The organism is Pantoea sp. GW821-FHT03E06 (assembly GCF_059420725.1).
Genome location: NZ_JBWKUG010000001.1, coordinates 39,362 through 64,069 on the forward strand (window position 1 = coordinate 39,362; position 24,708 = coordinate 64,069).

A 24,708-nucleotide genomic window follows, 5' to 3' on the forward strand; every position below is an offset into this window, starting at 1 on the left:
ACGGCGGCTCTAGAAGTGGACGATTTTTTAGCTTTTTCTAACAAATATGCTGTTAAAAGTTGCTAAAAAGCGCGTAAAAACCGGCCTGCCCGCGCAGACCGGCTGCCCGCTTAGCTCAGCGGGCTAAGCGTAATCTCTACACGACGGTTCTGTGCTTTGCCGTCTTCGGTGCTGTTGCTGGCGATCGGATTGTCCGGACCTAAACCTTGGGTCCGCAGGCGGTTTTGTGCCACGCCTTGCAGAATCAGGCCGCTGGCCACGCTCTCTGCACGCTGCTGTGACAGGCGCATATTCAGCGCGCGAGTGCCGGTGCTGTCGGTGTAGCCCACCACATTCACGGCTGTTTTTGGATACTCTTTCAGCACCATAGCCACGCCGGTTAGAGTATTGGCCCCCGCCGGTTTCAGGTTGCTGCTGTTGGAATCAAACGTAACGTTATTTGGCATGTTGAGCACGATGTTATCGCCCTGACGCGTCACGCTCACGCCGGTACCGCGCATTTTGTCGCGCAGTTTGGCTTCCTGCACGTCCATGTAATAGCCCGCGCCACCGCCCAGTGCGGCACCGGAGGCTGCGCCAATTAACGCGCCTTTACCGCGATCTTTCTTCGACGATGACAGCACGCCGACACCTGCGCCCAGCACCGCGCCTAACCCGGCGCCGATGCCCGATTTTCCGGCCTGAGATTCGCCAGTGTAAGGATTGGTGGTACATCCCGACAAAGCAACACTGCCGCTCAATAACAAGGTCAGCGCCAAAATACGCTTGTTCATAAAAAATCCCTCACAGATTTAAACGGGGAAAAGCCCCAAAACGGCACTATTATGCCGTTCAATGATGGGGAAATGCGTGAGAGGCAGTCTTAAAATGTAAAGAATTGCGTTAAAGATTATCAGGATGGCAGAAACAGGTGGTTTGATGATCGTTGATCAGGCCGCAAGCCTGTAGAAATGAGTGGCAAATTGTTGGGCCGACGAATTTAAAGCCACGCTTTTTAAGCGCCTTAGAGAGCGCAATTGCGGGTTCGGAGGTGGTGGGGGCCGATTTATAATCCGCGTAATGATGCAAAATCGGCTGATTATCAACAAATGACCAGATAAAGCGGGAAAAGTCTTCCCCCGCGGCTTCCAGCGCGAGCAGCGCGCGGGCATTATTGATGATGGCTTCCAGCTTGCCGCGATGGCGGATCAGGCCGGCATCCTGCATCAGGCACGCCAAATCGTCTTCATCCATCAGGGCCACAGCATTGGCATCAAATTCATGGAATGCGCGGCGATAATTTTCGCGCTTTTTTAATACCGTTATCCATGAAAGACCGGCCTGCTGGCCTTCAAGGCATATCATCTCGAATAAGACGCGCTTATCAGTTTGCGGAACGCCCCATTCCTGGTCGTGGTACGCGATATACAGCGGATCCTGAGTTACCCAGCCACAACGTTGCATTGCCTCACTCCCTTTAGCAGATGAAAAAGCCGTAAATCCCTTGACGAATGACGAAATCGATTAATAGTTAAGCAATGGGTGCCGATAGTGATCTTATAAAATCTTAACGCCCATTCTCTTCCCCGGCTCGTCAGGAGTCTTTCATGTTGCAGAAAAGTCAGCGGACAGGCCAGCACAATCTTGCGCTGGCTTTTGGCGGTTTGTGGCTATTTTTTCTGGCCGGGAATGCGCATGCCTTAGATCAGACGAGCCAAAATAGTGCCCCCGATTACAATGCAATCCTTGCTGAAAAAATTTCCAGTAATCATCTGATGCTGACGGAAAATAGCGATGTCAGCTTGCTAGACGCGGCACTTAACTCACCCAATAACAGCGAGATGGTGCTGCATAGCGAAACCGCCAGCGTCGGTGCCGCGCCGTTTGTGAATCGTTACTCAGCAGGCTGGTCAATGCCGATGAGTGGCACAATCAGCACCGGGCCGGTTGCACAATTTGCGGTCGATGATTCGACGCTCAGCTGTCCAAAGTGTGAATGGGTAGACAGCAATAACGCCGAGCATATTGCGTCATTAGGCTGGCGCGTTGACTCCAGCCTCGGCGGGATATTGCCCTGGGCACAGGTGAGCTATAGCCATCTGGTGAATGAAGAGCTTTCTTCCCCCACGCGCCTCCGCCCCGATGAGACGAATGGCCGTGAAAACAATTGGGTGGATGTGAGCGTCGGCGCCAATATGCCGCTTGGCCAAAATATGGCGGCCTTTGCCTCCTTTGCACAAACCGGTGCGGTGAGCAGCGGCGAGCAGTTTATTTATAGCCTTGGCGTCAGCGCCAGCTTCTAATCGGCATAAAAAGAGAAGTGTTAAAAAGTGGGGTCAATATACTAAGCGCGCTAATCATTACTTTGGTCACAATATGCGCAACAATATTATTCTTATTAGCCGTGAAATTACGGCATTTATCATCAGTGGATTGGTGCTGGTTTTCTGTATGGCGATGGTCTATATCGACGTCAACTGGATGAACGATGCACTGCACGAAGCGTCTTTTACCGAAATCACGCAGGAGGTAATGCTGCTGCTGATCGCTTCCTGCTATTTCCTCTGCGCCTGGCAACGGTCGCAGCAGCGCAGCGTGCTGCTCCTGGTCGGCGGTTTTTATAGCTGTATGCTGATTCGCGAGATGGACTTTCTGTTCGATTTCATCAGGCACGGATCGTGGCTGTGGTTTGCGCTGGCGACAACGGCTGCCAGTCTGGCCATGGCATTGCGCCAGCCACGTCAGATTCTGCCCGGTCTGGTATCGCTGGTGCAGCATCGCAGCTGGCAGATGATGGCCGCAGGATTACTGGCTGTGCTGGTGTTTTCGCGCTTATTTGGCATGCATCAGCTGTGGGAACATCTGATGATGGACGGATATAACCGCGTGGTGAAAAATATGGCGGAAGAGGGCAGCGAGATGTTCGGTTACACTCTTTGCCTGATCGCCTCTGCACGCTATTTGTGGCAAACCCGACCACAGCCTGTCTCGGTTCAGGCACTGCCGGCTTCACGCCATGTGGAACACGCTCAACCGCTGTCTGCATCACGCTAATACCTACGACCTTTTTGGCGATCCCTTGCCCTAAAACAGGTACACTTACCGCATAACGTCGGTCTGAATTTGCCGCCCGACGCATCATGCTGGTTAACGTCAGGTTTCTTCATGTCAGTCAAAATCTTATCTTCAACGTTGGTGGGGCTGGATGGCTTTTGTCATGACCCGCTCGCGGTACTGCAACAGGCCGATAACGGCACGCTGGCGGTGCTGCATAACAATACGCCCGCGTTTTATGCGCTGACGCCGCAGCGTCTGGCGCAGTTGCTGGCGCTGGAAGCGGCCGCGCAGCAGCCTAATGATGTCACGCTGGATGAAAGTCTCTTTCAGACAGAAAGCGCGCCCATTGCCACGCCGGTGGGCAAGTTCGCTATGTACGAAGGCTGGCAGCCGGATAGCGATTTTCAGCGTCAGGCGGCCATTTGGGGCGTGGCGCTGAGCGAAGGCGTCACCGCCGCTGAGCTGGCCGCTTTTGTCGCGTACTGGCAGGCGGAAGGCCGATTATTCCACCACGTCCAGTGGCAGCAAAAATTAGCGCGCAGCGTGCAGATGAACCGTGCCGCCAATGGCGGGCAGCCAAAACGCGATCTCACGCAAATCAGCAATACTGATTATGATATTCCCGATGGATTCCGAGGTGAGTAATGAAAACGCCGAACGAACTTTTTAGCCGCCTGAAAAAAATGATGCCGTCCGACGTGCAGCCGAAATTTAAAAACGGTGCGGAGCTGCTGGCCTGGAATCAGGAGCAGGGCCGTTTGCGCTCGGAAGCAATTGTGCGGGAAAACCGCGCGATGAAAATGCAGCGCATCATGGGACGCTCCGGCATCCGTGAGCTGCACATGAACTGCTCGTTCGATAACTATCGCGTGGAAAATGATGGGCAACGTAAAGCACTGGCGATGGCGCGCGAATATGCCGCTGGATTTGAAAATAGCATCTCGAGCTTTGTCTTTTCCGGTCGTCCCGGCACCGGCAAAAATCATCTTGCTGCGGCGATTGGCAACGATCTGATTATCCGCGGTAAAAGCGTGCTGATTGTTACCGTGGCCGATTTGATGTCCAGCATGAAAGGCACCTTCAGCGGTGGCAGTGATTTAACCGAAGAGCGTCTGCTGCACGATCTTAGCCATGTTGATCTGCTGGTGATCGATGAGATCGGTATGCAGAGTGAATCGCGCTATGAAAAAGTGATCATCAATCAGATTGTCGATCGTCGATCTTCATCGAAACGCCCGACGGGAATGTTATCCAATCTTGATCCGGCCGGGATGAATTCTCTGCTCGGCGAACGCGTAATGGATCGTATGCGCCTCGGCAATAGTTTGTGGGTGCGTTTTGATTGGGAAAGTTACCGCAGCCGCGTGCGCGGTGATGAGTATTGAGGGGGGCTATGAAAGCAGCCGGTAAAGGTCCAGCGTTACTTCGTCTGAACAATCTGAAGCGGGTGATGACGCAACTGCGTTCGACCCGCATCACCTCCCGCCAGGATCTGGCACTAGCGCTTGAACTCAGCAAAAACACCGTCTCTTTGATTGTTGATGATTTACTGGAGCAAGGGCTGATCAACGAGCTTGGCCCGGTCAGCGTGGCATCGGCCGGTCGGCCAAAAATTGAAATTTCGCTGCGCGCAGAAAAGTTGAAAAGCGCCGGCATTATGGTGGAACGACAGGCGATTCACTGGCGCGTCTGCGACTACTTTTCGCAGGTGATTGCGGAACAAACCTGGCGAACGGAAACCCGCGATCCAGAGCATCTGCTGCATGAGCTGGTGGAGGTATGCCAAACCCTGCATGCTGCCCATCCCGAGTTGCTGGGCGTAGCGATTGGCTTCCCGGGCATCATCGATCCCGTGCGTGGATGGGTCCATTTCTCTGCCCATCTCGGTTGGCAGGATGTTGATGTCATGACCCTGCTGCACCGTGAAGTCCCTTTGCCTCTGCGCATTATGAACAACGTTAAAGCCGCAGCGCTGCTCTCGGTACAACAGTTGGAGCTGGATAAGTCGCAGAGCCATTTCTATCTGCGTATCTCTGAAGGATTGGGCGGAGCGCTGGTGGAGCAGGGTGAAGTGTTCACCGGCAGCAGCTGGACGGCTGGCGAAATTGGCCATCTGACCATTCAGCCCAACGGCGAGCGCTGTAGCTGCGGACGGCTGGGATGTTTGGAAACGTTGGTGAGTAAGCCCGCGATTCAGCAGCAGCTGGCAAAACGCAAAACGGGTTTGCGCTGGCAGAACTGCGAGAGCGAGCCGGAGATCGTCAATGAGGTGATGACGCAGGCGGGCACCCATTTAGGCAATGCGCTGAGTCAGGTCATGCAGCTGGTGAATCCGGCCAGCATCATCATTGATGGACCCTGGAATGCCCAACCTGCTTTTGTGCTTGCCGTGCAGCAGGCGGCGCAGGCCGGTGCGCTGGCCTTTACCTTCGCCCATACTGCGCTGCATTTTCTGCCGCTGCGTATCGATCCTGCCAACGGTTTAGCACTGGCGGTGATCGAGCAGTATGAGCGTCCAAGCCAATAACAGCGCGATAAATCGCGCCGCTACAAGTCCGTAGCGGCGCAATTCATTGCGCATCCTTTCGATTAATGCCTTGGAATATCAAACGACTCGCTCGGCTTGCCAGTTGCGGTGCTCTCCGGCAAATCCGCCTCGACGTTAAATTTACGCAGCACTAACGCATGAATCTTCTCGAGCGATACGCCCGCCGTTTCTGGTAAATAGCGGAAGGTAAAGAAGTACATCCCCAGCGAGAAAATCGCGAACAGCAGCAGCGGGAAGCCGCCGTGGAACATATCCAGCAGCATCGGGCTACTGTTCATAATTGGGAAGGTGCTGCTGATGACAAAGTTCGCCATCGACATCGCACAGATGGAAATCCCCACGCAAATCGAACGAATCTCCGTAGGGAACACTTCGCCCAGCACGGTCCACACGATCTGTCCCCACGTCATACCGAAGAAGATCATGTAAGCGAACAGGCCAACCACCGCCAGCATGCCCGGTAAATGGTAATAGAAGGCGATAAAGGAGTACGTCAGGCACACGCAGGAGGTGATGGCACCCAGCAGCAGCAGCTTACGACGCCCCACTTTATCAATCAGCAGCATGCCGGCCAGTACGCCAATAAATTGACAAATCGACAGCCAGAAAGTTTGCAGCAGCGCCGAGTCGGTGCTGCCCGCCACATTCTTCAGCAGCGTGGGCCCGAAATACTGAATCACGTTGATACCGCTAATCTGATTACCCACCGCCAGGCCAACACCGACGATCAGCAGCGGAATGGTCGTTTTATCCAGTCGCAGGCGCGATTTATGCTGTTGAGCGGTTTTGTCAGAAAAAGAGTGTTTGATTTCGTTGAACACGCTCTCGGCATGTTCGCGGTTTGAGATCTTGGTTAGCGTATCCAGCGCTTCATCATATTTCCCTTTCAGCACATTCCAGCGCGGGGATTCCGGGATAAAGGCGATGAACAGCATAAACAGCGCACAGGGCACCAGCGCCGTCGCGAGGATGTAGCGCCAGCCCATATTGATCATCACCTCGGGCAAGGTGGATTTGGTGATGAAATAGTTGGTCAGCAACACGACTGATTGACCGCCGACGCAGCACACGGCATACAGCGCGGTCGTGCGGCCGCGAAACTTTGAAGGGGAAAGTTCGGCCAGATAGATGGGGGAAATCACCGATGCCAGGCCAATCGCTAATCCCCCGATCATGCGGAAGATAACAAAGACGGTGAAGTTATGGGCGATAGCAGTACCGACCACCGAAACGGTGAACAGTAGAGCGGTGATGGCGAGTGATTTCTTGCGTCCGAGTCTGTCGCTGAGGCGCGGCGCCATAAAGCAGCCGACCAAACTACCGAGCAAGATATTGGAAACCGCCCAGCCCGTTTCAGCTGGCGTTAACTGGAAATATTCACTTAAGGGTTCGATTGCACCGGAAATAATGGAAGAGTCATATCCCATCAGCAGGCCGCCAAATGCCGCGACGGTACAGCAGAGAATGACATACTTCATGTTGTAGCGTTTTTGCCTGGTATCCATTGTTATAGCCCCTTGTCTCTACGGCCTGAACGTTGCTTGTTCAGAAAGAGGGTGGTGTAGGTTCAGATGTTCAACTGTTATTCACGCGAGGTCTTCATTGTGGAATATATGTTCTAAATGGTGTTTTTTGGATCATTTTTTCCGAAAAGTGTGAAGGTGGTTGCGAAATTCATTGATTAACGGAGCCGCGGCTAATTTATAGCTCAATGAAATGATAGGTTTTTCGTCAGCGTTCTTTGTAAGGACATTGCAAAGCTTGCTTAATAATGGAATTTTCATTCTGTTGTGCGCTCAGCATTGTAGATGTTATTTCAGTATGCTGAGCGGATTAGCGCGTTTCATTTTTTGCCAGGCAACGGGCATAATATGTTGATTCTCAGCCCCTCTTTGCGGACGCCGTAATGAAAACGCAGCGCATCACCCTGGACGATATTGCTACCTTGGCAGGCGTCACGAAAATGACGGTCAGCCGCTATCTGCGCACCCCTGAGAAGGTCAAAACGGAGACGGCAGAGAAGATTGCCAGCGTTATTGCCGAAATTGGCTACGTCGCGGATACCGAGAACGTGGCGACGAGCCGGCAAAATCCTCCCCGTATTGGCGTATTAATTCCTTCCTTTAATAATCAAATCTTTGCCGATCTGCTGGCAGGAATCGAATCGGTTACCAGTGCGCAAGGCTATCAAACGCTGGTGGTCAATTATGATTACAACGCGCAGCGTGAAGAGGAGCAGATCGCTACGGTGCTGGCCTTCAACATCAAAGGGCTGATTCTGACTGAATCGGTGCACACGGTGCGGGCGGAGAAATACCTTAATGCGGCCAATATCCCCGTGGCAGAAGTGATGGGGCTGACGGAGGCGCGTGGACGTATCAACGTGGGTTTCGACAACTATCGCGCCGGCTACGATATGACAGCCATGCTGCTGGCCAGCGGCAAACAGCGCGTCATCTATTTTGGTTCAATGTCCGATCGCCGTGATGAGCAGCGCTATGCCGGTTATCGCGATGCGGTTGAAGCCGCGGGCTTGCCTGCAGGGCGAATCGTGCCAAATAAGATCTCTTCGGTATCGATTGGAACCGGCATGATGACGCTGGCGCGCCAGCTCTATCCTGAGATGGATGCCATTCTGTGTACCAATGATGATTTGGCGGTCGGCGTGTTGCAGGAGTGCCAGGCGGCGGGCATTGCCGTTCCGCAAGCGATGGCGATTGCCGGTTTTCACGGGCTGGATATTGGTCAGGCAACCACGCCAAGATTAGCCAGCGTGATTACGCCACGCTTTGAGATGGGCAAAGTGGCGACGGAAATCATCCTGAAAAAAATTAATCAGCAGCCGACCATCGAGCAGGTAAATTTGCATTACCGGCTCTCAATGGGCGCGACCATCTGAAAAAATAAAACCCGCTTCAGGCTGCAGCGGAAGCGGGTTTTTTACAGCCTGACGAACTCAGTCGCGCGCTGTCGTGGTAGGAACAATCGGTGGCTGAGCATGATGCGCACGCTTCAGGAAGCGACTTTCCAGCACGTTCCATGAGGTGTAAGCCAGCGCCAGCGTAATCACTATCGTCAGCAGCAGACCAACAAAGGCATTGGAATCGTACACGCCAAAGTGCTGCAGTACCTGAATGATCGGCCAGTGATAGAGATACATACCGTATGAGAGATCGCCGTACTGGCTGATTTTGACCTCTTTGCACAGGTTGGTGCAGAACAAAATCACCACAGAAGAGAACGCCACCGGTTCAATGATGAAGGCATAATCGGTGCTCTTAAACAGCAGGAACAGCACCAGTGAAACAATGGTAATTTCCTTCAGGCGCTCAAAAATGGGCTGATGAACCGCTAACAGGCTACCGAAGAAGAAGTAAGACGACAGCGAGATAAACTGTTTCGCCAGCGTATCGGCTTTCGCGCCGGTATAAATGGTAGTGAAGTAGAAGAACCAGGCGCAGGAGATAACGAAAATCACGCTCCACACTTTCAGTGGATGCCTTTTCATCAACGGCACGATAAACGGCAGCAGCACATAGAGCGTCAGTTCGGCCTTGATGGTCCACAGCGATCCATCCATCGGCTGATTCGGGTTGTGAGTGAACACGCCCGGCAGCGAAGCCTGAATGAAGTTAAGGAAAGAGAAGTTAGCAATCAAATACTTGATGGTTTCTTTATTCTTGAGGAAATCCATCAGCGGCAGCGTGGTCAAACACATGCCAATCACAAAGCACAGAATAATAACGAATATATAAGCAGGTAAAATGCGTTGCGCGCGTTTAATAAAATAGGATTTAAGTGATTTACTTCTTAAGTAACTTTTCGCAATAAGAAATCCACTTATTGCGAAAAATCCTTTCACGGCAAAGTCACTATTTAGAAAATGAGCGAGGAAACGAATATCGGCATTCCGTGTCACCTCGGCGGCATGCACGAGCATGACGATAAAGGCGAGTGAGAATCGTACGATGTCAAAGTTATTTTTTTCGTTCATGTCTGCATTCTTACATTGAGTGACGTGGCACCAGAAAAGTCATGGGAGACTTCGCGTGGATGGTTAGGAATATTCCGACCTCTGCTGGCACAGATGTTACCTATTAGAGGTTCAAATAAAGCAAAATGCAACTGATGCCAGAATTAGGCAAAATATTCAGAATTTCGCCAGGCGTCTATCAGTGTTATCTTATAAAATGAAAAACGCTAACTGTAATCAGTTAGCGTTTCTGGTCCTACCGGAAAATCTTAAAGCTTTGTGAAACCTGATAGCCGGTAATCGACTGCTTGCTGGAAACAGTATTGTAATAAAGGTAATACAACACCATTAATATGGTAATGGCCACTGCAACCAATTTCTTGAGCTTTTTACATTCCCAAATACACAGGGAAATCAGCACCGGTTCAACCTGTAATAAATAGTTAGCCAGACGACCACCTGAAGCATAATCCTGCAGCGCCATCCTTAGACCACTACCAATCGCGAAGGTAATGACCAGAATGTAATAAGTGTTAAACTTTTCAAGATCAAGGTTTTTAATCTTATCGCTGAGCAGAACAAAACTAAAAATAAATACGAAGCCAATATTTTTCAGGTTAGAGAGGGTGAGAATCCCCTGATCCTGAGTCGAATCCTGGTTGGCGTAACCCATTGCCCTGTCGCCTAATCCACCAAGATGGCTGGAGAGTAAGGCAATCAGCGCCGAGCTGCCCATAAAGGCGAGCGGCAGGCTGGCCAGCACGATGAAGATTGGAATGTATTTGTTTTTTCGGACAATCATCGCCAAAGGAATGAGAATGGCAACAATCGCGGTGGCATGACTAATAAATGAAAGAATAAAGGTGGTAAACATCCCGGATTTGCTGCGGCGGGACATATGGTAAACAAAGCCCATCAGGAAGGCGGAACATAAACCGAAGCGAATTTGGTTCATGTCTTTGTTAATGAACAAGTGTGCGGAGTATACGGCCAGTGCAACCAGTGGCAGCGGCGTCAGTTTGCGGAAATAGTGGGCATTGACGCCAACCGAAATCACAGCAAAAACAAAAATGAAGATATCGGGATTTGCCGTAAACATACGGGTAATCCCAGCAATTGCGTATATAGCGGGTTCGTAACGAAACTCCTCTACGGTACGCCAAAAGCCTTCGATAACAATTTTATCGACAAACTGTACGAAGAAATCACGATACTGGAAGTCATCCAGGCCGGTTCCCAGGCCACGAATACCGCCGAAAGTAAAAAGTACTACTACGGCGACAAAATAAAGATAGGTTCTGATTTGTGCTGTGTTTTCATTTTTACTTAACATGGTTTCGACGATAGCGACGAAAGTCAGGCTAAGACTTATGATCCAGTAAATTCCCATGGTCACATATTCTTATAGTTTAAAATTTACTTATAACATATGGCCTTGTTAACGTAAACATGAGAAAAGTCTAATTTTTACTGGCCCGGTATTATATTGAGTGCAAGCGAGTATTATTATTTGCTAACGTTCAGGGATGCGTTTTTTGTTCGGCTACTATTTCGATATCTCATGGGTAAGCGTAAGGTAACAAAGGCCACTTTTTGCTGGCGCGAACCGTTTTTTGTCGCTGTTTTTACTCAGGATTTGGAGCCCGTGTGATGAAGTTCCCTCAATTGTCAGTCCTGCTTTTTTTACTGTATCTTCCTGCGGTGTTTGCCAATAAGGAAATTCCGATCTGGCCAAATGAAATGTCAGGAAATAATAAATTTATTAATTTCAGTAAAAACCCGGCCAGTAATAATCGTGCTGTCACAAATGTTGATTCTCCAGAAATGTTTTATGTTCCACCCACTGGAAAAAATAATCATTCGGCGGTGCTAATCATTCCTGGTGGTGGTTTTTCTTATATTATGAAAGATCTTGAAGGTTTGGATGTGGCAAAAATATTGAGCCAGAAGGGATATTCCTCTTTTGTTCTTATTTACCGTATGCCGCACGACGGTTCTGACGTTAATAGAAATAACGCATTCGCCGATGTGCAGCGAGCGATGCGCTTGATTCGTGCCAATGCCGCTAATTATCACATTGCACCCAATCAAATTGGCGTGATGGGCTTTTCGGCGGGCGCTTTCCTGGCCGCTAACGTCAGTAACAACCCGGATGTGACTAACTACCCTGCAGCCGATGAGCAGGACAAGGTTTCAGCGCGACCGGATTTCACCGCGCTGATCTACCCGGTGCTGTCATTGAAAGATGGGGTAACGCACGTGGGAACCCGTGCAGCGATGTACGGGAAAGCGATTAGCCCTGAAGTGATTGAGCAGAACTCGCAGGAAGATCGTGTCACTGCCAATACGCCACCAACATTCCTGGCGCAGGCGCTGGATGATGGTACGGCCTCACCGCAAAACGCATTGCGCATGTTTGATGCGCTGCGCAAAAACAAAGTGAAAGTGGAACTGCATCTCTTCCAGCAGGGCGGACATGGCTTCGGTACCGCCCAGAAGCAGAATATCCCCGCCAAAAACTGGCCGACGCTGTTCAGCGACTGGCAAGCGAGTCTGGTGAAGCATTAACAGTCATGGCAGATAGCGCAGAGGCAGCAGGGGAAAGGGATTTCCCTGCCCATTATCGCTCTCCTGCGCTTATATATTCCTCTCCATCGTGTTCTCATTTCACGCTCGTTACCGCGCGGTTCCTTTGTTAGAGTGTGATGAATTTTAAAGGAATGCTCTATGCCACGCGACAATCGCTTATCTCGCTCACTCCATGTGCTGATACATCTGGATCGTCACGTTAAACGCGCTACGTCCGAAACCATTGCCAAAATGCTGGATACCAATCCGGTAGTGGTGCGCCGCATGATGTCTGGCCTGCGCGAAAAAGGGTATGTGATGTCAGAAAAAGGGCATGGAGGAGGCTGGGAGCTGCGTGCGGCGCTGTCAGACATTTCCCTGCTGGACGTTTATCAAGCCATTGGATCGCCGGCCTTGTTTAGCATTGGACCCGCCGCCGAGTCATCACCTTGTTTGGTGGAACACGCCGTCGATGCGCGGCTCGACGAGGCGCTGAATGAAGCGGAAGCGATGTTGTTAAAGCGTTTTAGCCAAATAACCGTTGCCGATATCAGCGACGATTACCTGGCAAAAATGAAAAAACTTGGGCTTCCGTCTGACACCTTCCCTGACTGCAGCGAATAACCGATTTTTGTCGGTTATTCGCTATGCGCATTAATCCTGCTTCTGTAACGCTTTTTGTGCCTCATGCTTCATAACGTGCGTAGTGACCGCTGCCTGAAAGACCTTAAACATCAAACCATTAATAAATGTGGTTAGCGTTAAGGTGATAAAGGCGGTCATCGCCCAGTCAACAATCGTTATCCCGCTGTGCAGTAAATAAGGGTGATAAATCACCATCGCGATAAACACTACCCAATGGCTTAGGCAGTAGAAGCAATGGAATAGGTGGCCCAATAAGGCATGTTTTTTAGCGGTCCAGGCGCGTAATCCCGCGAACAGCTCAGTTTGAGTTATCGTCATAGAAATGCTGGCGGATGCCAGCGCAATTGCCAGGCATATCGCAAGGTCGGACATCAGGAGCGTATTCATATAACTTCCTTTTAGTTCAGAGCAGAGGGTGAGAGGTGATTTCATGTAACTAACAATATTACATGAATAGCTGTGCCGCAAGATGCCGCGATGTGGCTATGAGCCCAACAGGGTTAAATTGGCGAGTTATCGTTATTTATTGGCTTTTACCCATCACATAGCCAGCTAGCGCCTTTCTATAATGCTATCCACTCGCTGGAAGCGTTTCCGGCTTTACCTTTCGACATCAGGAGGAAAGATGGATATTAACGTCGCCTTTATGCAGCAACTGATGCTCTGGATTGAGGATAATATTGAGCAGAAACTCATTCTGGAAACCGTAGCGCGTCGTGCCGGTTATTCGCAGTGGCATCTGCAGCGGTTGTTCCGTAGCTATACCGGCATTGCGCTCGGCACCTATATTCGCGAGAGAAAGTTAACCGCATCGGTGATTGCGTTATTGAACGGAAACATGCCGCTGATGGATATTGCTATCAAATATGGCTTCGACTCGCAGCAAACCTACTGCCGCACCTTCCGTCGCATGTACCATCTGCCGCCCGGTGCATTTCGTCGCAAGTTTCAGCACAGCCTGCCGGAAATTGATGGGCCTGCTAGTCTGCTGTTTTTGCATCCGCTGAGTCGGCAGGCGGCGTAAAATATTTTCCCGGCGTTGAACCAAATGCGCTGCGAAAAGCGCTGATGTAGCTGCTAACGCTGTCGAAACCAACCTGCCACGCAACCTGCTGCACACTTTTGCCGGCTGCCAATCCTTCCAGTGATTTGAGTAAGCGTGAAACCTGACGATAGCGCGTCAAGCTCATCCCCACCGCGCTAGACCAGTGACGGCTCAGGCTGCGCGGGCTTAATCCTGCCCAGCGAGCGAGTTCTGGCCCGGTGCGCGCATCGGAAGGATCGTCCATCAACAGGCGCGCAATCTGGTGCAGCCGCGGTTCGGCAGGCAAGGGTAGCGTGAGGGGATGCTCGGTTGATTCATTGAGCTCATCAAGGAACACCTCGCACAGACGGTTGTAGCGCGCGCTACCCCAGTGATCGGGTGACAGCGTGGCCAGCCTTTCTGCCAACGGTTCCAGCACCGTGGGGCAGGAGAGTAACACTGGGCGATCGGGCAGCGGTGCGGCCAGCGAGTCGTCAACTAATACTGTCCAACCTAGCACGCGTCCTGGTCCGATAATCGCATGTTCAAAATAGGGGGGAATCCAGCCGACCAGACGGGGTGGATTGGCAAAGATGCCCGAAGGCGTTTTCACCGTCATTAATCCTTGTTTGAGGCAGTAGAGCTGTCCGGCAGCATGGCGATGCGTGATGCTTTCACCATGTAGCTGCTTCGACAATGCAGCGGCAATCACTTTTGGTGCATCTGGCGCCAGCAGGCGCTTTCGCAACTCATCCTGCCGCGGATGGCCAGAAAAGGTGAGAGTGTCGGTCGGATGAATAAGCATTTTTGCCTCCGCTGTGCGCTGAAGAAGCAAAGTGGCGGAGATTAGGGGGGAAGTAAAGTGCGGGCGCAGATCGATTGGCGACTGTGCCCGCTTTTGCAAAGATTAGAGAGCGTTCTGGCTCATACGGTCATAGGTTACCAGAGCCAGTAACAGCTGGCTCTGTGCAGCATAAAAACCGAATGCGTCATGCTCAGTGCAGTGTGCGGTAAAAGCGGGTAGCCAACGCCACAGCAGTCCAAGCGTCTTGTCGCGCAGCGCCAGACAGGCCGCGGCATTCGCTCTGTTTTCGCTGGCGGCAAAACTCAGGTAGCTCAACAACTCAAGGCAAATCGCCAGATGATCTTCCGGTTCAGGAAACGCCCGATCGCGCTCCAAACCGGCTTCCAGCAGCAGCGCCTGCATCTCTTCACAGGCAGCCTGACGGAAGCGCGCATTACCCGGCTCATAACAGGAGGCATAAGGCAACGCCGCCTGTTTTTGCGACATCAGGAACAGACCGGCAAAATCAGCCGCCAGTTCCAGACGCGCATCGGGGCGCAATTGCAGCGCCGCGATGCTGTTCCGGGAGGCGAGCACGCCATCCTGTAATGCAGCCTCGGCAGCCAGATGCTCAAGCCATAACGCCACATCCGGGCTCTGCAACTGCGCAAGCTGCTGCTCGTCTAATTCACGGGCGAACATCCCGGCGAACCAGCCATACAAGCAGGCGTAATGATGAGGTGTTAATTGACCCGCCATGATTACGCACTCGCCTCTTCTGGCTTCGGAATGTAGTCACACTTCGCGATCATCTCAGTTGGACCGCCGAAAGCCGTTACCGGCGCGATATCACCCTGATATTTCTCGATATTCACGATAGCGGTATGTGCGCTGGTTGCCTGAGCCAACTGCGACGAGCCAACGTCCAGTGTAAGCACATTCGGATTGCCATATTTGCACAGTGCACCCACTACGCCGCCGCGATCTGGGTTGTACCACGCGCCTTCATGGATGCGAATCACGCCTGGCTTGTAACGATCGGTGACCACCGCGCCCGCCAGCACCTGACCGCGCGCATTAAATACGCGGACCACATCGCCGCTGCGAATCCCGCGTGCGCTGGCATCCTGCGGGCTGATATAAACCGGCTCTTTGCCCGCCACGCTGTATTGTGCACGCAGCGTTTCGGATTCGCAGAGTTGCGAATGTAAACGGAAATCGGGATGCACCGACTGCAGATGCAGCGGATAGCGTGACGATCCCGGTCCACCGTGCGAGCGCTCGGCTTTTTCAAACCACATCGGGTGACCCTGACAATCGTCATAGTGCAGATCGGCAATGCTCTTCGAGTAGATCTCAATTAAGCCACTCGGCGTTCCTAACGGCTCCAGATCGGGGTCGTTACGGAATGCCTGATGACGAACAAACAGCTTCGGATCGTTAAACTCGATATAGCCGCTCTCATTCCAGAAAGCGTCGAATGCCGGTAACTGCAGGCCGCGGCCTTTACCCTGCTTGGCGCCATCCTGATAAATACGCTTCAGCCAGCCCATCTCATCCAGCCCTTCGGTGAAGGCCTGTTCGCGATCAAAGCGACGGCATAGGTCGCGGAAAATATCGAAGTCGTTACGCGCTTCAAACTGTGGTGGCACAATTTGCTTCATGCCGAGCAGACCACGGTTTGAGAGATTGCCGTACTGATCGATATCATTGCGCTCGAACTGCGTGGTCGCGGGCAGCACGATATCGGCGAAGCGGCAGGTTGCGGTCCACTGGTTATCAATCGATACCACGGTTTCCAGCGTCTGCCAGCCTTCAATGATACGGTTAGTTTGCTGATGGCGATGGAACGGGTTGGTACCGGCAAACACACACATCTTCAGCTGTGGCAGGGTGACTTTTTTGCCGTTCCAGTTGATCACTTTGCCAGGTTCCAGCATGGCATCAACAAAACGCGCGATGGGGATAGTGCTGCTGTAACCTTTGTAGTCGGTGCTGGTGTGACGCGGCGGCGTTGTCGTTGAGCCGGAGAAACCGCTCAGGATGATGCCGTTACGTGTTGGCGTACCCGCGCCGTTGTAATGCCAGCCGAAACCGAAGCCACCGCCTGGCAGACCAATTTGGCCCAGCATCGCGGCCAGCACCACCACCATCCACGCCCATTGCTCGCCGTGCTGCATGCGCTGCACGCACCAGCCCGCGATAATCTGGCTACGATCGGCCGCCAGCTGACGCGCCAGAGCGCGAATCGTCTGTGCATCAATACCGGTTAAGGTTGCTGCCCATTCGGCATCTTTTGGCTGGCCGTCGGTTTCCCCAGTGAGATAAGGCAGGAACTGCTCAAAGCCCACGCAATAGGTGCTGAGGAACTGGCTGTCGTGCAGCTTTTCACTGTAGAGAGTATGCGCGAGTGCCAGCAGGAGGGGGACGTCAGTTTGTGGATGCAGAGCAATATGCTGCACCTTATCGCGCCCCAAAAATTCATGGGTGCTGGATACCACGGGATCGACGCTGACGACGCGGATCTCGCCTTTCTCGACCTTCTCTTTTAGCTGCGCGTAATAGTCATACACGTCGTGATCCGGGCACCACCAGTTTGCCTGCTGGTTTTTCACCATGTCGGATCCCCACAGCAGCAGCGTTTTGCTGTTTTCCAGCACCAGCGGCCATGACGTCTGTTGTTCGTAAACTTCCATCGATCCAACAACGCGCGGCAGAATCACCTGTGCTGCACCCGTGGAGTAGTCACCGCCGCTGCCAACAGAGGCGCCATGCAGCGCCAGCGCACGGCTCAGCATGCCACCGGCGTTGTGGAACATACCGGTAGATTGCCAGCCACTGCCGCTCAGTAACGCGCTTGGACCATAAGTCGTCTGCACGCGTTCCAGCTCTTGATAGAACAGGTCCAGCGCTTCGTCCCAGCTCACGCGAACAAAACGGTTATCGCCGCGCTGACGCGTATCGCTTTGATGGCGTTTACGCAGCCAGTCCACCCGCACCATCGGGTAGCGCACGCGGGCGGTGCTATGCACGTGATCCGGTAATCCGGCGATGATTTTGCTGGGATAACGGTCTTGCTCAAACGGCGTGGCTTTCACAAAGCGACCCTCCACCACCGTAGCGCGAATTGCACCCCAGTGTGATCCGGTGAGAATACCTTGTGCCGCATGGGTTGCCGCCTGTGCCTGACGTGGCACCAGCAGCGAGGGCGCAAACATGCCCAGCGCGCTCAGTCCGCCGAGCTGAACAAGAAAGCGGCGGCGTGATTGGTTAAACGAATCAGTATGTTTCATGCTCGCTTCCTTAGTGTTTCTGCTGCGCGCCGCCGGTATCGGACGCATTCAACTGGAGATATTTCAGCAAGGTACGTTCTTCACGTTTATCCAGACTGGTGAAGCCGATCATGCCGTTGAGGGTGCCGATCCAGCCGTTGGCATCAAAGTGCGCTTTATCCGGCGCGCCGTGACACTGATTACAGGTGCCGCTGTAAAGCGCGCTGGCATAGGCCCAAATCGGTTTGCTGTCATTAACCATGTCGCCTTTCTGCATCCACGCGGTGGTTTGCAGTTTGCTCCATTTCACGTTCGTGGCCGTAACCGTGGTGGTTTCCAGCGTTTTCGCGTCTTTTTGCAGATCGTCGCGGATGGAAGAGACAAAAATACGTTTGCCTGGCATGAGTGACAGCACGCGCTGGCGACCTTCGGTTTCGGTCCAGCCGGTGACCTGCACTTGCAGCCAGTCGCCGTCACGCTTCACGACATGCACTTCAGAAGCGGGCAGCAGTGATCCTGAGGGGGCGCTGTCGGTTTTGTTGGCAAAGAGCGGCTTCATATCGAGTGCGAACAAAGTATCGCCGCTACTGTTGGCATCGGCGGTTTTGCGCATCTCTTCAAACTGTTTACGGAAACCGCTGCTCATATCGGGCAGCTGATGAGTGATACCTTTATGGCAGTCAATACAGGAGCGATTTTCCAGCGCGGCGGCACTCATCTGGCGCGCAGCCTCGGGTTTCTGGCGCGTATGATCCATCGCATCATAGTTATGGCAACCGCGACATACGGCGGAATTGCTCTCTTTCATGCGCTTCCACTCGCGCTCAGCAAGGATTAAGCGCTTCGCTTCAAACTTTTCTGGCGTATCAATCGACCGCGCAATCAGAGCCTGATAGAGATCATTACTTGCTTCCAGCTTGCGCTTTAGCATGCCCGGAATATCACGGGGGATATGGCAATCGCGGCACTCTGCGCGAACGCCTGATGGATTCTTGAAGTGGGTGGACTGCTTATACTCTTTGTACGGTTGCTGCATCCCGTGACAGCTCACGCAAAACTCTGTCGAGCTGGTCAGTTTAATCCCGGTGTGAGGTACCACAATAACGGCTAATCCAATGACAATCCCGACGAGCAGGATTGCCAGCACTGACCAACGTGCGCTGGGTCGGCGTAATCGCTTCCATAGTGTTTTCATTGCTGTAACCCTGTTTTTTTTAGCTATATCGCGCGGCAATTTTAGGGATGAGATATGAACAAGGTCAGCGGGCGGCATGAACAGAATACGGCGTAATATGAACAGTTATGAACAGAAAGGAATGGGCCAGCGATGTCGCATCACATAGTGATTGTTGAAGATGATGTGGTGACGCAGGCGCGGTTGCGCGACTACTTCATTCAGGAGGGATATCGCGTTTCGGTGACCAGCAGCGGTGCGGGATTGCGAGAACACATGCTGCTGCAACCCGTTGATTTAGTCCTGCTGGACATCAATCTGCCCGGTGAAAATGGCCTGCAACTCACGCGTGCGCTGCGCGAGCGATCCACGGTGGGCATTATTTTGGTCACGGGACGCAGCGATCAAATTGATCGTATCGTCGGGCTGGAAATGGGCGCCGATGATTATGTTACAAAGCCGCTCGAGCTGCGCGAACTGGTGGTGCGGGTGAAAAATCTGCTGTGGCGCATCGATCTGGCGCGCCAGGCGCAGCCGCTGCAGGAGGAGAATAGCTATCTGTTTGCTGGTTACAGCCTGAATATTTCCCGCCATACGCTGGAGCATGAAGGGGAGTTGATCAAACTGACGCGCGCCGAATACGAGATGCTGGTGGCTTTTGTGACGAATCCGGGCCAGATACTGAGTCGCGAGCGTCTGCTGCGTATGCTGACATCCAGCCGCGTCGATCAGCCTGATATGCGCACCGTCGATGTGTTAATTCGCCGCCTGCGCAGTAAGTTGCGCAGTGAGCTGTTTGTGACTCAGCATGGCGAAGGTTATTTACTGGCAGCTGACGTGCGTTGATAGAAATACACCGGACGAAATCCCGGAGGAGAGAGCGAAAGCGCAACACCGGCGCTGTTGCTGTTTTTTGCTGTCAAAATCAATATCGGCGGGCTGATATTATCCGGTACGCGTTGGCCTTGTAGTACCCGCACCGCTTGCTCCACGGCGAGCTCACCCTGCCAAACCATCTGATCGCTGGCCGCAACCACGATGCGATCGCGCTTCAATCCACGATAGACCTGATGGGTTAAATAAAATGAGGCGATCTCCAGCGGTGTTGTCCGATTACGCCCTTCGCCCATGGCCACTTCCGCTGCAATCGCCGTGCCCGCCACCAGATTGATTTCGGGATAGCGCTCCAGGCGGTCCTGTAACAGGTTACGCTGCACCTCAATGTCATTATCGCCATAGGCAACATCGACGATTTTCAGCAGGCTGCCAGTGAGTGCTGCCCGGAAACCGCTGCTCATCTCCTGGCTCCCTCCCGCATCAATCGGTCCTGGCATCAGTAGAATCTGCATCGGCTCATCTTGATGATGCGCCACCAGATAGTGGCCAATTTGATATCCCATTTGATACCAGGGAACGCCAACGCGCGTCCGCGCCGGAACATCGTTAACGGCATTCACCACCTCAATGATCGGGGTGTGTTGGGCAAATAACACCGCACCAGGAAACGTTGCCACGCTGCTGCCGAGTAAAATAGCCTCTGCTCCCCAGCGCTGGCAGGCTTCCAGCTGATGTTGCTGTACGTCGCCCTGACGATAGCCACCGGCTTCAAAAACATTGAGCGTGACGCCTAATCGGGCTGCCGCTTTACTCATCCCATAATTGATCGAGAGCCAGTAACCGTCTTTCAGATTGGGGTAAAGTGCGCACAATTTCCAGGCACGTGAAGCGCTCAGTGCTGGCAGGCTGGCGGCGGGGGAGCTGCTGCGATTGTCCTGCCAGTGCAGCAGCGGTAGCGCTGCCTGCAGCGGCATTGCCAGCACTAACAACGTTAAAAGAAGTATGCGCATAAATAACCTCAAACAAAGTGCGGCTAATGCTAGTGGCATTCGCCCGCCGGACTCAACTCTTTTTAGCGCGAAACCGCATGGCTAATACTTCCTTAATTCGTCGGTTATGGCTGGCTTTTGCCCTGATGGCGTTACTCACGCTGCTGAGCGTGGCCACGGGCTGGCTGAATCTGCGCTATGTCGGCCGCGTTGAACAGGCCGATACCCAATCGCTCCTTTCCAGCATGAACATGGCGCGTCACCTTAGTGTAGCGAGCGCCAGGGTGCTCTTTTCTGCACAGCAGCTCCTTAGCGCCCAGGATGAGCAGGAGTGGCAGGTTCAACGCACTATGCTGGGCAAGCAGAGCCAGAAAATCGTTTATCTCCTCCACCAGCTTAGCGCACAAGGCTTTGATACTCGCGCGATGGTGCAGCTGGAGACCGCTAACCGGCAGGCGATCATCCAGCAGGGCGATGTGGTGCATCAGCGCCTGCAGCTCACCCAGCAGCAGCGCCAGTTGAGCGATAATATTGGAGCAGCCGCACATCGCATTGTTGATTTGGCGCAGGGGCAGGCGAGTAATGCGGCCACCGCAGCAGGCGCAACGCAGGCAGGCATCTACGATCTCATCGAGCAACAGCATACCGCCGCCGCCGGGCAGGCACTCGACCGGTTGATTGATGTTGATCTTGAGTATCTCAATCAGATGGGCGAATTGCGCCTCATTGCGCTACGCGTTGAGCAGATAGTGATGACGTTGAAGCGCTATAACGGCGCGGCGGAGCCGGCAGAGACACCGCTGGCAGAGTTGATACAGGTACTGCATCGTCGCCAGCAGCGCGTTGAAGATCCCCGTATCAGACAAGATATTCGCGAGGCGCTGGCGATTGTTGCGCATTACACCACGCTGCTTGAAATGTGCCAGCAGCAGCAGCGCTTACACGCACAATTAGCAACGCTATCGCAGCAAAATTTCACGCTTTTCAGCCGTTTCAGTAGCGAAATGGAACGGCAGGTGAGCGAGATTGAACAGCGTAACGCGGAGGCGCTGAGCCGGGTAAACCGCGCGCGCGTACTCGGTACCGTCGCACTGGCGCTGTTGGGTGTGATGGCATTGCTGACCTTATCTCTGGTGCTGTGGCGGTTGGTTTATCGCTCGGTTTCGCTGCCGCTGGCGCGGCAAACCGATGCGCTGCAACGTCTACTCGACGGCGATCTCGACTCTCCCTTTCCCTCCAGTGGCAATGCCCGCGAACTCAATACCATCAGCCGCCTGATGGAGGCCTTTCGTACCAATGTCCGGGCGTTGCAATATCAGCAGCAGCATTTGGCGGAGTTAGTAAAAAACCGCACCGAAGAGTTGCAGGCGCTGGTGGTCGAACATCATCAGGCGCGCGCGGATGCTGAGCAGGCTAACCGCGCAAAGTCCGCATTTCTGGCGGCGATGAGCCACGAAATTCGCACGCCATTACACGGGATTTTGGGTACCGCGCAGCTGCTTGCCGATCAGCCGCTTAACATCAGCGATCGACGCTATGTGCAAGCGATCAACGATTCCGGCGAAACGCTGCTGTTTATCCTTAACGATATTCTTGATTATTCGGCGATTGAGTCCAGTCCGAAAACCATCACTCTACACAACGCACCGTTCGAACCGCGCCAGCTGCTCGGCAGTGTTGCGCAGTTGATGAATGGCCGTGCCCACAACAAAGGGCTGGCGCTCAACATTGAAGTGGATGCGCATGTACCAGAATGGATACAGGGAGATGTACACCGATTACGACAAATTGTGATGAACCTGGTGATGAATGCGTTGAGATTCACCGAAAATGGCGCCATCGTGCTGCGTATGAAGAGTTGCGCCTCTGAGTGGTTTATTGAGGTTGATGACGAGGGTTGCGGTATTGCGCATGACCATCAGGAGGCCATTTTCGCGCCTTTCGTCCAGCTACAACCCGGCAAGGGCGGCACCGGTTTAGGCTTGGCGATTTGTCGCGGTTTGGCGCAGGCGATGCAGGGCCAGTTAACCGTCACCAGCCAGCCGGAGGTCGGCAGTTGTTTCCGGCTGACGTTGCCGCTGGTTCATGCATCGGCCACGGTGTTATTGCCCGATTCTGCTCCCGCCGACCTTAGCCATTTGCATGTGTTAATTATTGAAGACAATCCGCTGACGCAGCAGATTACGGCAGAAATGCTGAAACGTAAGGGCGCACGCGTCAGTATTGCCGGTAGCGGTGAGTCAGCGTTGGCGTTTTTGGCACAAGGCGATGACATCGATTGTGCGCTGGTAGATTTCGCGTTACCCGATGCGAATGGCATCGAGTTGGCACGAAAACTGGCGCAATTTTATCCCGCCACGCGGCGTATCGGCTTCAGCGCAAGCGTTCCCGACGAGTTGCAGCCGCATGCTGACAAGCTGTTCTGCGGCATTATCCAGAAACCCGTCCACGGTGAAACGCTGTGCCGTCAGATAGTGCGCTTTCTGGCTTCTGCCCCCGTAACGGATCTCAACACTAACCAACTAAAGCAGGATTACGACACCTTTGGTGCGGATACGCTGCGTAGTTGGCTTGCATTGTTTCGCCAGCATGCAATGCCGTTGCTGGATGACATTGAATCTGCCGAACAGGATGAAATCGTATCGAAGTTAGCGCATCAGCTCAAAAGTAGCTGCGGCAGTTTGGGAATGCAAACCGCCTGGCAAGCCTGCGCACGGCTGGAGCAGGATCCTCAAGCGGATATCCCTCTAAGAGCCATTGTTGAACGCGGGTTGGTGGAGGTGGAGGCGTGGATTTATCAGGAGAATCGTGAGGCGCAAAGTGACTCAAGTGGTGAGGGATTACAGGAGTCGAATTGGGTTGTTAAGTAATTGATAATAATAAAATTAATTTACTTTGATAAAAAAGAGACCCTCACATGCATCCCCAAACTCTTTTCCTTACTGGTTTTTGTGTGAAAAATCAGCAGCTTGATTGGGGTTTAATCTTGTTATTTTACTTCACCGTGAAGGTTTTTATGATGACTGGGGCCACGAGATTTTGGCCTAAGAGTACGGTGAAAGTGCTGCAGTGCTGGTAAAAAAAGTCGGCACTGGCCTGTGGATTTTCAGATGATGGCAAACTGCTCGCACCGTTTAAGTTTAGGATGGTCGGGGATCTGTTGGATTGTGTGGAAGTTTTTCCAGGATCATGCCCTTTCGGCAGTCATTATGGAGTCGAACTGGATCACATTACTGCCTGCAAGAACAAACATTCCAGCCGGATAGCAAACCCAGTTGTTTTCCGCGCGCTTCGTTCCACACCCATTGCTAAATTTCTTACATGAAGCTACCTAATAGTTGTCGGAGTATTTAGGGATTCCGCGCAGTTTCTATGGGGCACTAATCTCTCACTGCGTTAAGATATGTGAGTGAGCCACATCGTCAACATTCTCCGATTTTCGCGGTAAACATCAATAAGTCTCATCTAAACAAAGAATATTGCTCCTGAGGCCCTGCGCTATCTATCCTTTTGTCCGGTCACGGACGAGATCTCATTTTCAATAAAAAAACCAAAAATAAAATCCCACGTGCAATGCATGGTTTTTCTGAAAATTTTAAACACTAAGTCAAATTGATCATTTGCCACACTCTCTTACACCGCAAGGGCTGAAGAGGGTATTGCAAGAAAAGTCTTATAAATCATGCTGATGATCTTATTTTGTTAAATCCATTAATTGTAAATTTATGTTACATATTTTTATTTCCAATTTATTACTTTGCGTTACTACACTCCGCGCATTGGGACTTATCCGAAATTATTTCATTTCAGATAAACATCCAAAGATACAGTGTCAGCTTGCTGGTGAATGGAATGCGC

22 protein-coding genes are annotated in these 24,708 nt (G+C 52.6%); 11 read left to right on the forward strand and 11 right to left on the reverse strand.

Annotated features, from left to right (window positions below):
- Nucleotides 1–110: 110 nt before the first annotated feature.
- Together AC07WB_RS00185 and AC07WB_RS00190 are read right to left on the reverse strand one after the other, a co-directional pair.
- Nucleotides 111–773, reverse strand: coding sequence for an OmpA family lipoprotein (locus AC07WB_RS00185; RefSeq protein WP_097095457.1), 663 nt, complete (start codon nt 771–773; stop codon nt 111–113).
- Nucleotides 774–882: 109 nt separating this feature from the next.
- The gene (locus AC07WB_RS00190) at nt 883–1,443 is read right to left on the reverse strand and encodes a DNA-3-methyladenine glycosylase I (RefSeq protein WP_494939858.1); all 561 of its coding nucleotides are present in this window, start codon (nt 1,441–1,443) and stop codon (nt 883–885) included.
- Nucleotides 1,444–1,586: 143 nt separating this feature from the next.
- Between AC07WB_RS00190 and AC07WB_RS00195 the strand changes: the two genes are divergently transcribed.
- From AC07WB_RS00195 to AC07WB_RS00215, 5 genes are all read left to right on the forward strand, one after another.
- The gene (locus AC07WB_RS00195) at nt 1,587–2,282 is read left to right on the forward strand and encodes an autotransporter (RefSeq protein WP_097095455.1); all 696 of its coding nucleotides are present in this window, start codon (nt 1,587–1,589) and stop codon (nt 2,280–2,282) included.
- Between the two features lie 73 nt (nt 2,283–2,355).
- Nucleotides 2,356–3,033, forward strand: a complete 678-nt coding sequence (locus AC07WB_RS00200; protein WP_494939859.1) for a hypothetical protein — start codon at nt 2,356–2,358, stop codon at nt 3,031–3,033.
- Between the two features lie 111 nt (nt 3,034–3,144).
- Nucleotides 3,145–3,681: a primosomal protein DnaT gene (gene dnaT, locus AC07WB_RS00205; protein ID WP_097095453.1), complete on the forward strand. Its 537-nt coding sequence runs from the start codon at nt 3,145–3,147 to the stop codon at nt 3,679–3,681.
- Nucleotides 3,681–4,421 carry a replicative helicase loader DnaC gene (gene dnaC / locus AC07WB_RS00210; protein ID WP_097095452.1) on the forward strand — a complete coding sequence of 247 codons (741 nt, stop codon included), beginning with the start codon at nt 3,681–3,683 and terminating at the stop codon, nt 4,419–4,421. The genes dnaT and dnaC overlap by 1 nt, the downstream gene beginning before the upstream one ends.
- Before the next feature lie 8 nt (nt 4,422–4,429).
- Nucleotides 4,430–5,563, forward strand: a complete 1,134-nt coding sequence (locus AC07WB_RS00215) for an ROK family protein (RefSeq protein WP_494939860.1) — start codon at nt 4,430–4,432, stop codon at nt 5,561–5,563.
- Between the two features lie 62 nt (nt 5,564–5,625).
- Here the strand turns inward: AC07WB_RS00215 and AC07WB_RS00220 are convergent, their stop codons facing one another.
- Nucleotides 5,626–7,089 (reverse strand): sugar porter family MFS transporter, encoded by a 1,464-nt coding sequence (locus tag AC07WB_RS00220; RefSeq protein WP_097095450.1) that lies wholly within the window; start codon nt 7,087–7,089, stop codon nt 5,626–5,628.
- Nucleotides 7,090–7,490: 401 nt separating this feature from the next.
- On the opposite strand from AC07WB_RS00220, the gene AC07WB_RS00225 reads away from it, so the two are divergent.
- A complete protein-coding gene (locus tag AC07WB_RS00225; protein ID WP_097095449.1) occupies nt 7,491–8,483 on the forward strand; it encodes a LacI family DNA-binding transcriptional regulator in 993 nt (330 codons plus the stop codon).
- A 57-nt stretch (nt 8,484–8,540) separates the two neighbouring features.
- On the opposite strand, the gene AC07WB_RS00230 is transcribed toward AC07WB_RS00225, so the two are convergent.
- Complete coding sequence (locus tag AC07WB_RS00230; protein WP_345827589.1) at nt 8,541–9,578, reverse strand: acyltransferase family protein; 1,038 nt, start codon at nt 9,576–9,578, stop codon at nt 8,541–8,543.
- Between the two features lie 235 nt (nt 9,579–9,813).
- Nucleotides 9,814–10,947, reverse strand: a complete 1,134-nt coding sequence (locus tag AC07WB_RS00235; RefSeq protein ID WP_400458637.1) for an EpsG family protein — start codon at nt 10,945–10,947, stop codon at nt 9,814–9,816.
- Between the two features lie 203 nt (nt 10,948–11,150).
- Between AC07WB_RS00235 and AC07WB_RS00240 the strand changes: the two genes are divergently transcribed.
- Nucleotides 11,151–12,125, forward strand: coding sequence for an alpha/beta hydrolase (locus tag AC07WB_RS00240; RefSeq protein ID WP_494939861.1), 975 nt, complete (start codon nt 11,151–11,153; stop codon nt 12,123–12,125).
- 159 nt (nt 12,126–12,284) lie between these two features.
- Nucleotides 12,285–12,749: an Rrf2 family transcriptional regulator gene (locus AC07WB_RS00245; RefSeq protein ID WP_494939862.1), complete on the forward strand. Its 465-nt coding sequence runs from the start codon at nt 12,285–12,287 to the stop codon at nt 12,747–12,749.
- Between the two features lie 30 nt (nt 12,750–12,779).
- Here AC07WB_RS00245 and AC07WB_RS00250 read toward each other — a convergent pair whose 3' ends face one another.
- A complete protein-coding gene (locus tag AC07WB_RS00250) occupies nt 12,780–13,157 on the reverse strand; it encodes a DUF1360 domain-containing protein (RefSeq protein ID WP_176519140.1) in 378 nt (125 codons plus the stop codon).
- Nucleotides 13,158–13,395: 238 nt separating this feature from the next.
- On the opposite strand from AC07WB_RS00250, the gene AC07WB_RS00255 reads away from it, so the two are divergent.
- Nucleotides 13,396–13,794 carry a helix-turn-helix domain-containing protein gene (locus AC07WB_RS00255; protein ID WP_097095444.1) on the forward strand — a complete coding sequence of 133 codons (399 nt, stop codon included), beginning with the start codon at nt 13,396–13,398 and terminating at the stop codon, nt 13,792–13,794.
- Here the strand turns inward: AC07WB_RS00255 and AC07WB_RS00260 are convergent.
- The 4 genes from AC07WB_RS00260 to torC form a co-directional block, all read right to left on the reverse strand.
- Nucleotides 13,751–14,599 carry an AraC family transcriptional regulator gene (locus AC07WB_RS00260; protein ID WP_400458643.1) on the reverse strand — a complete coding sequence of 283 codons (849 nt, stop codon included), beginning with the start codon at nt 14,597–14,599 and terminating at the stop codon, nt 13,751–13,753. The genes AC07WB_RS00255 and AC07WB_RS00260 overlap by 44 nt on opposite strands.
- 102 nt (nt 14,600–14,701) lie before the next feature.
- A complete protein-coding gene (torD, locus tag AC07WB_RS00265) occupies nt 14,702–15,337 on the reverse strand; it encodes a molecular chaperone TorD (RefSeq protein ID WP_494939863.1) in 636 nt (211 codons plus the stop codon).
- A gap of 2 nt (nt 15,338–15,339) precedes the next feature.
- Nucleotides 15,340–17,871: a trimethylamine-N-oxide reductase TorA gene (gene torA, locus AC07WB_RS00270; protein ID WP_494939864.1), complete on the reverse strand. Its 2,532-nt coding sequence runs from the start codon at nt 17,869–17,871 to the stop codon at nt 15,340–15,342.
- A 10-nt stretch (nt 17,872–17,881) separates the two neighbouring features.
- Nucleotides 17,882–19,045 (reverse strand): pentaheme c-type cytochrome TorC, encoded by a 1,164-nt coding sequence (gene torC / locus AC07WB_RS00275; protein ID WP_494939865.1) that lies wholly within the window; start codon nt 19,043–19,045, stop codon nt 17,882–17,884.
- 132 nt (nt 19,046–19,177) lie between these two features.
- Here torC and torR point away from each other — a divergent pair, with 132 nt between their 5' ends.
- Nucleotides 19,178–19,870: a two-component system response regulator TorR gene (gene torR, locus AC07WB_RS00280; protein WP_097095439.1), complete on the forward strand. Its 693-nt coding sequence runs from the start codon at nt 19,178–19,180 to the stop codon at nt 19,868–19,870.
- Here the strand turns inward: torR and torT are convergent.
- Nucleotides 19,843–20,871, reverse strand: coding sequence for a TMAO reductase system periplasmic protein TorT (gene torT, locus AC07WB_RS00285; protein ID WP_494939866.1), 1,029 nt, complete (start codon nt 20,869–20,871; stop codon nt 19,843–19,845). The genes torR and torT overlap by 28 nt on opposite strands.
- 77 nt (nt 20,872–20,948) lie before the next feature.
- On the opposite strand from torT, the gene torS reads away from it, so the two are divergent.
- Nucleotides 20,949–23,720: a TMAO reductase system sensor histidine kinase/response regulator TorS gene (gene torS, locus AC07WB_RS00290; protein WP_494939867.1), complete on the forward strand. Its 2,772-nt coding sequence runs from the start codon at nt 20,949–20,951 to the stop codon at nt 23,718–23,720.
- Nucleotides 23,721–24,708 lie beyond the last annotated feature (988 nt).

What these genes read in the sequence shown, in the direction of transcription:
- AC07WB_RS00185 (WP_097095457.1), bottom strand. Translation starts at nt 773, where the DNA reads ATGAACAAGCGTATTTTGGCGCTGACCTTGTTATTGAGCGGCAGTGTT.
- AC07WB_RS00190 (WP_494939858.1), bottom strand. Translation starts at nt 1,443, where the DNA reads ATGCAACGTTGTGGCTGGGTAACTCAGGATCCGCTGTATATCGCGTAC.
- AC07WB_RS00195 (WP_097095455.1), top strand. Translation starts at nt 1,587, where the DNA reads ATGTTGCAGAAAAGTCAGCGGACAGGCCAGCACAATCTTGCGCTGGCT.
- AC07WB_RS00200 (WP_494939859.1), top strand. Translation starts at nt 2,356, where the DNA reads ATGCGCAACAATATTATTCTTATTAGCCGTGAAATTACGGCATTTATC.
- dnaT (WP_097095453.1), top strand. Translation starts at nt 3,145, where the DNA reads ATGTCAGTCAAAATCTTATCTTCAACGTTGGTGGGGCTGGATGGCTTT.
- dnaC (WP_097095452.1), top strand. Translation starts at nt 3,681, where the DNA reads ATGAAAACGCCGAACGAACTTTTTAGCCGCCTGAAAAAAATGATGCCG.
- AC07WB_RS00215 (WP_494939860.1), top strand. Translation starts at nt 4,430, where the DNA reads ATGAAAGCAGCCGGTAAAGGTCCAGCGTTACTTCGTCTGAACAATCTG.
- AC07WB_RS00220 (WP_097095450.1), bottom strand. Translation starts at nt 7,089, where the DNA reads ATGGATACCAGGCAAAAACGCTACAACATGAAGTATGTCATTCTCTGC.
- AC07WB_RS00225 (WP_097095449.1), top strand. Translation starts at nt 7,491, where the DNA reads ATGAAAACGCAGCGCATCACCCTGGACGATATTGCTACCTTGGCAGGC.
- AC07WB_RS00230 (WP_345827589.1), bottom strand. Translation starts at nt 9,578, where the DNA reads ATGAACGAAAAAAATAACTTTGACATCGTACGATTCTCACTCGCCTTT.
- AC07WB_RS00235 (WP_400458637.1), bottom strand. Translation starts at nt 10,947, where the DNA reads ATGGGAATTTACTGGATCATAAGTCTTAGCCTGACTTTCGTCGCTATC.
- AC07WB_RS00245 (WP_494939862.1), top strand. Translation starts at nt 12,285, where the DNA reads ATGCCACGCGACAATCGCTTATCTCGCTCACTCCATGTGCTGATACAT.
- AC07WB_RS00250 (WP_176519140.1), bottom strand. Translation starts at nt 13,157, where the DNA reads ATGAATACGCTCCTGATGTCCGACCTTGCGATATGCCTGGCAATTGCG.
- AC07WB_RS00255 (WP_097095444.1), top strand. Translation starts at nt 13,396, where the DNA reads ATGGATATTAACGTCGCCTTTATGCAGCAACTGATGCTCTGGATTGAG.
- AC07WB_RS00260 (WP_400458643.1), bottom strand. Translation starts at nt 14,599, where the DNA reads ATGCTTATTCATCCGACCGACACTCTCACCTTTTCTGGCCATCCGCGG.
- torD (WP_494939863.1), bottom strand. Translation starts at nt 15,337, where the DNA reads ATGGCGGGTCAATTAACACCTCATCATTACGCCTGCTTGTATGGCTGG.
- torA (WP_494939864.1), bottom strand. Translation starts at nt 17,871, where the DNA reads ATGAAACATACTGATTCGTTTAACCAATCACGCCGCCGCTTTCTTGTT.
- torC (WP_494939865.1), bottom strand. Translation starts at nt 19,045, where the DNA reads ATGAAAACACTATGGAAGCGATTACGCCGACCCAGCGCACGTTGGTCA.
- torR (WP_097095439.1), top strand. Translation starts at nt 19,178, where the DNA reads ATGTCGCATCACATAGTGATTGTTGAAGATGATGTGGTGACGCAGGCG.
- torT (WP_494939866.1), bottom strand. Translation starts at nt 20,871, where the DNA reads ATGCGCATACTTCTTTTAACGTTGTTAGTGCTGGCAATGCCGCTGCAG.
- torS (WP_494939867.1), top strand. Translation starts at nt 20,949, where the DNA reads ATGGCTAATACTTCCTTAATTCGTCGGTTATGGCTGGCTTTTGCCCTG.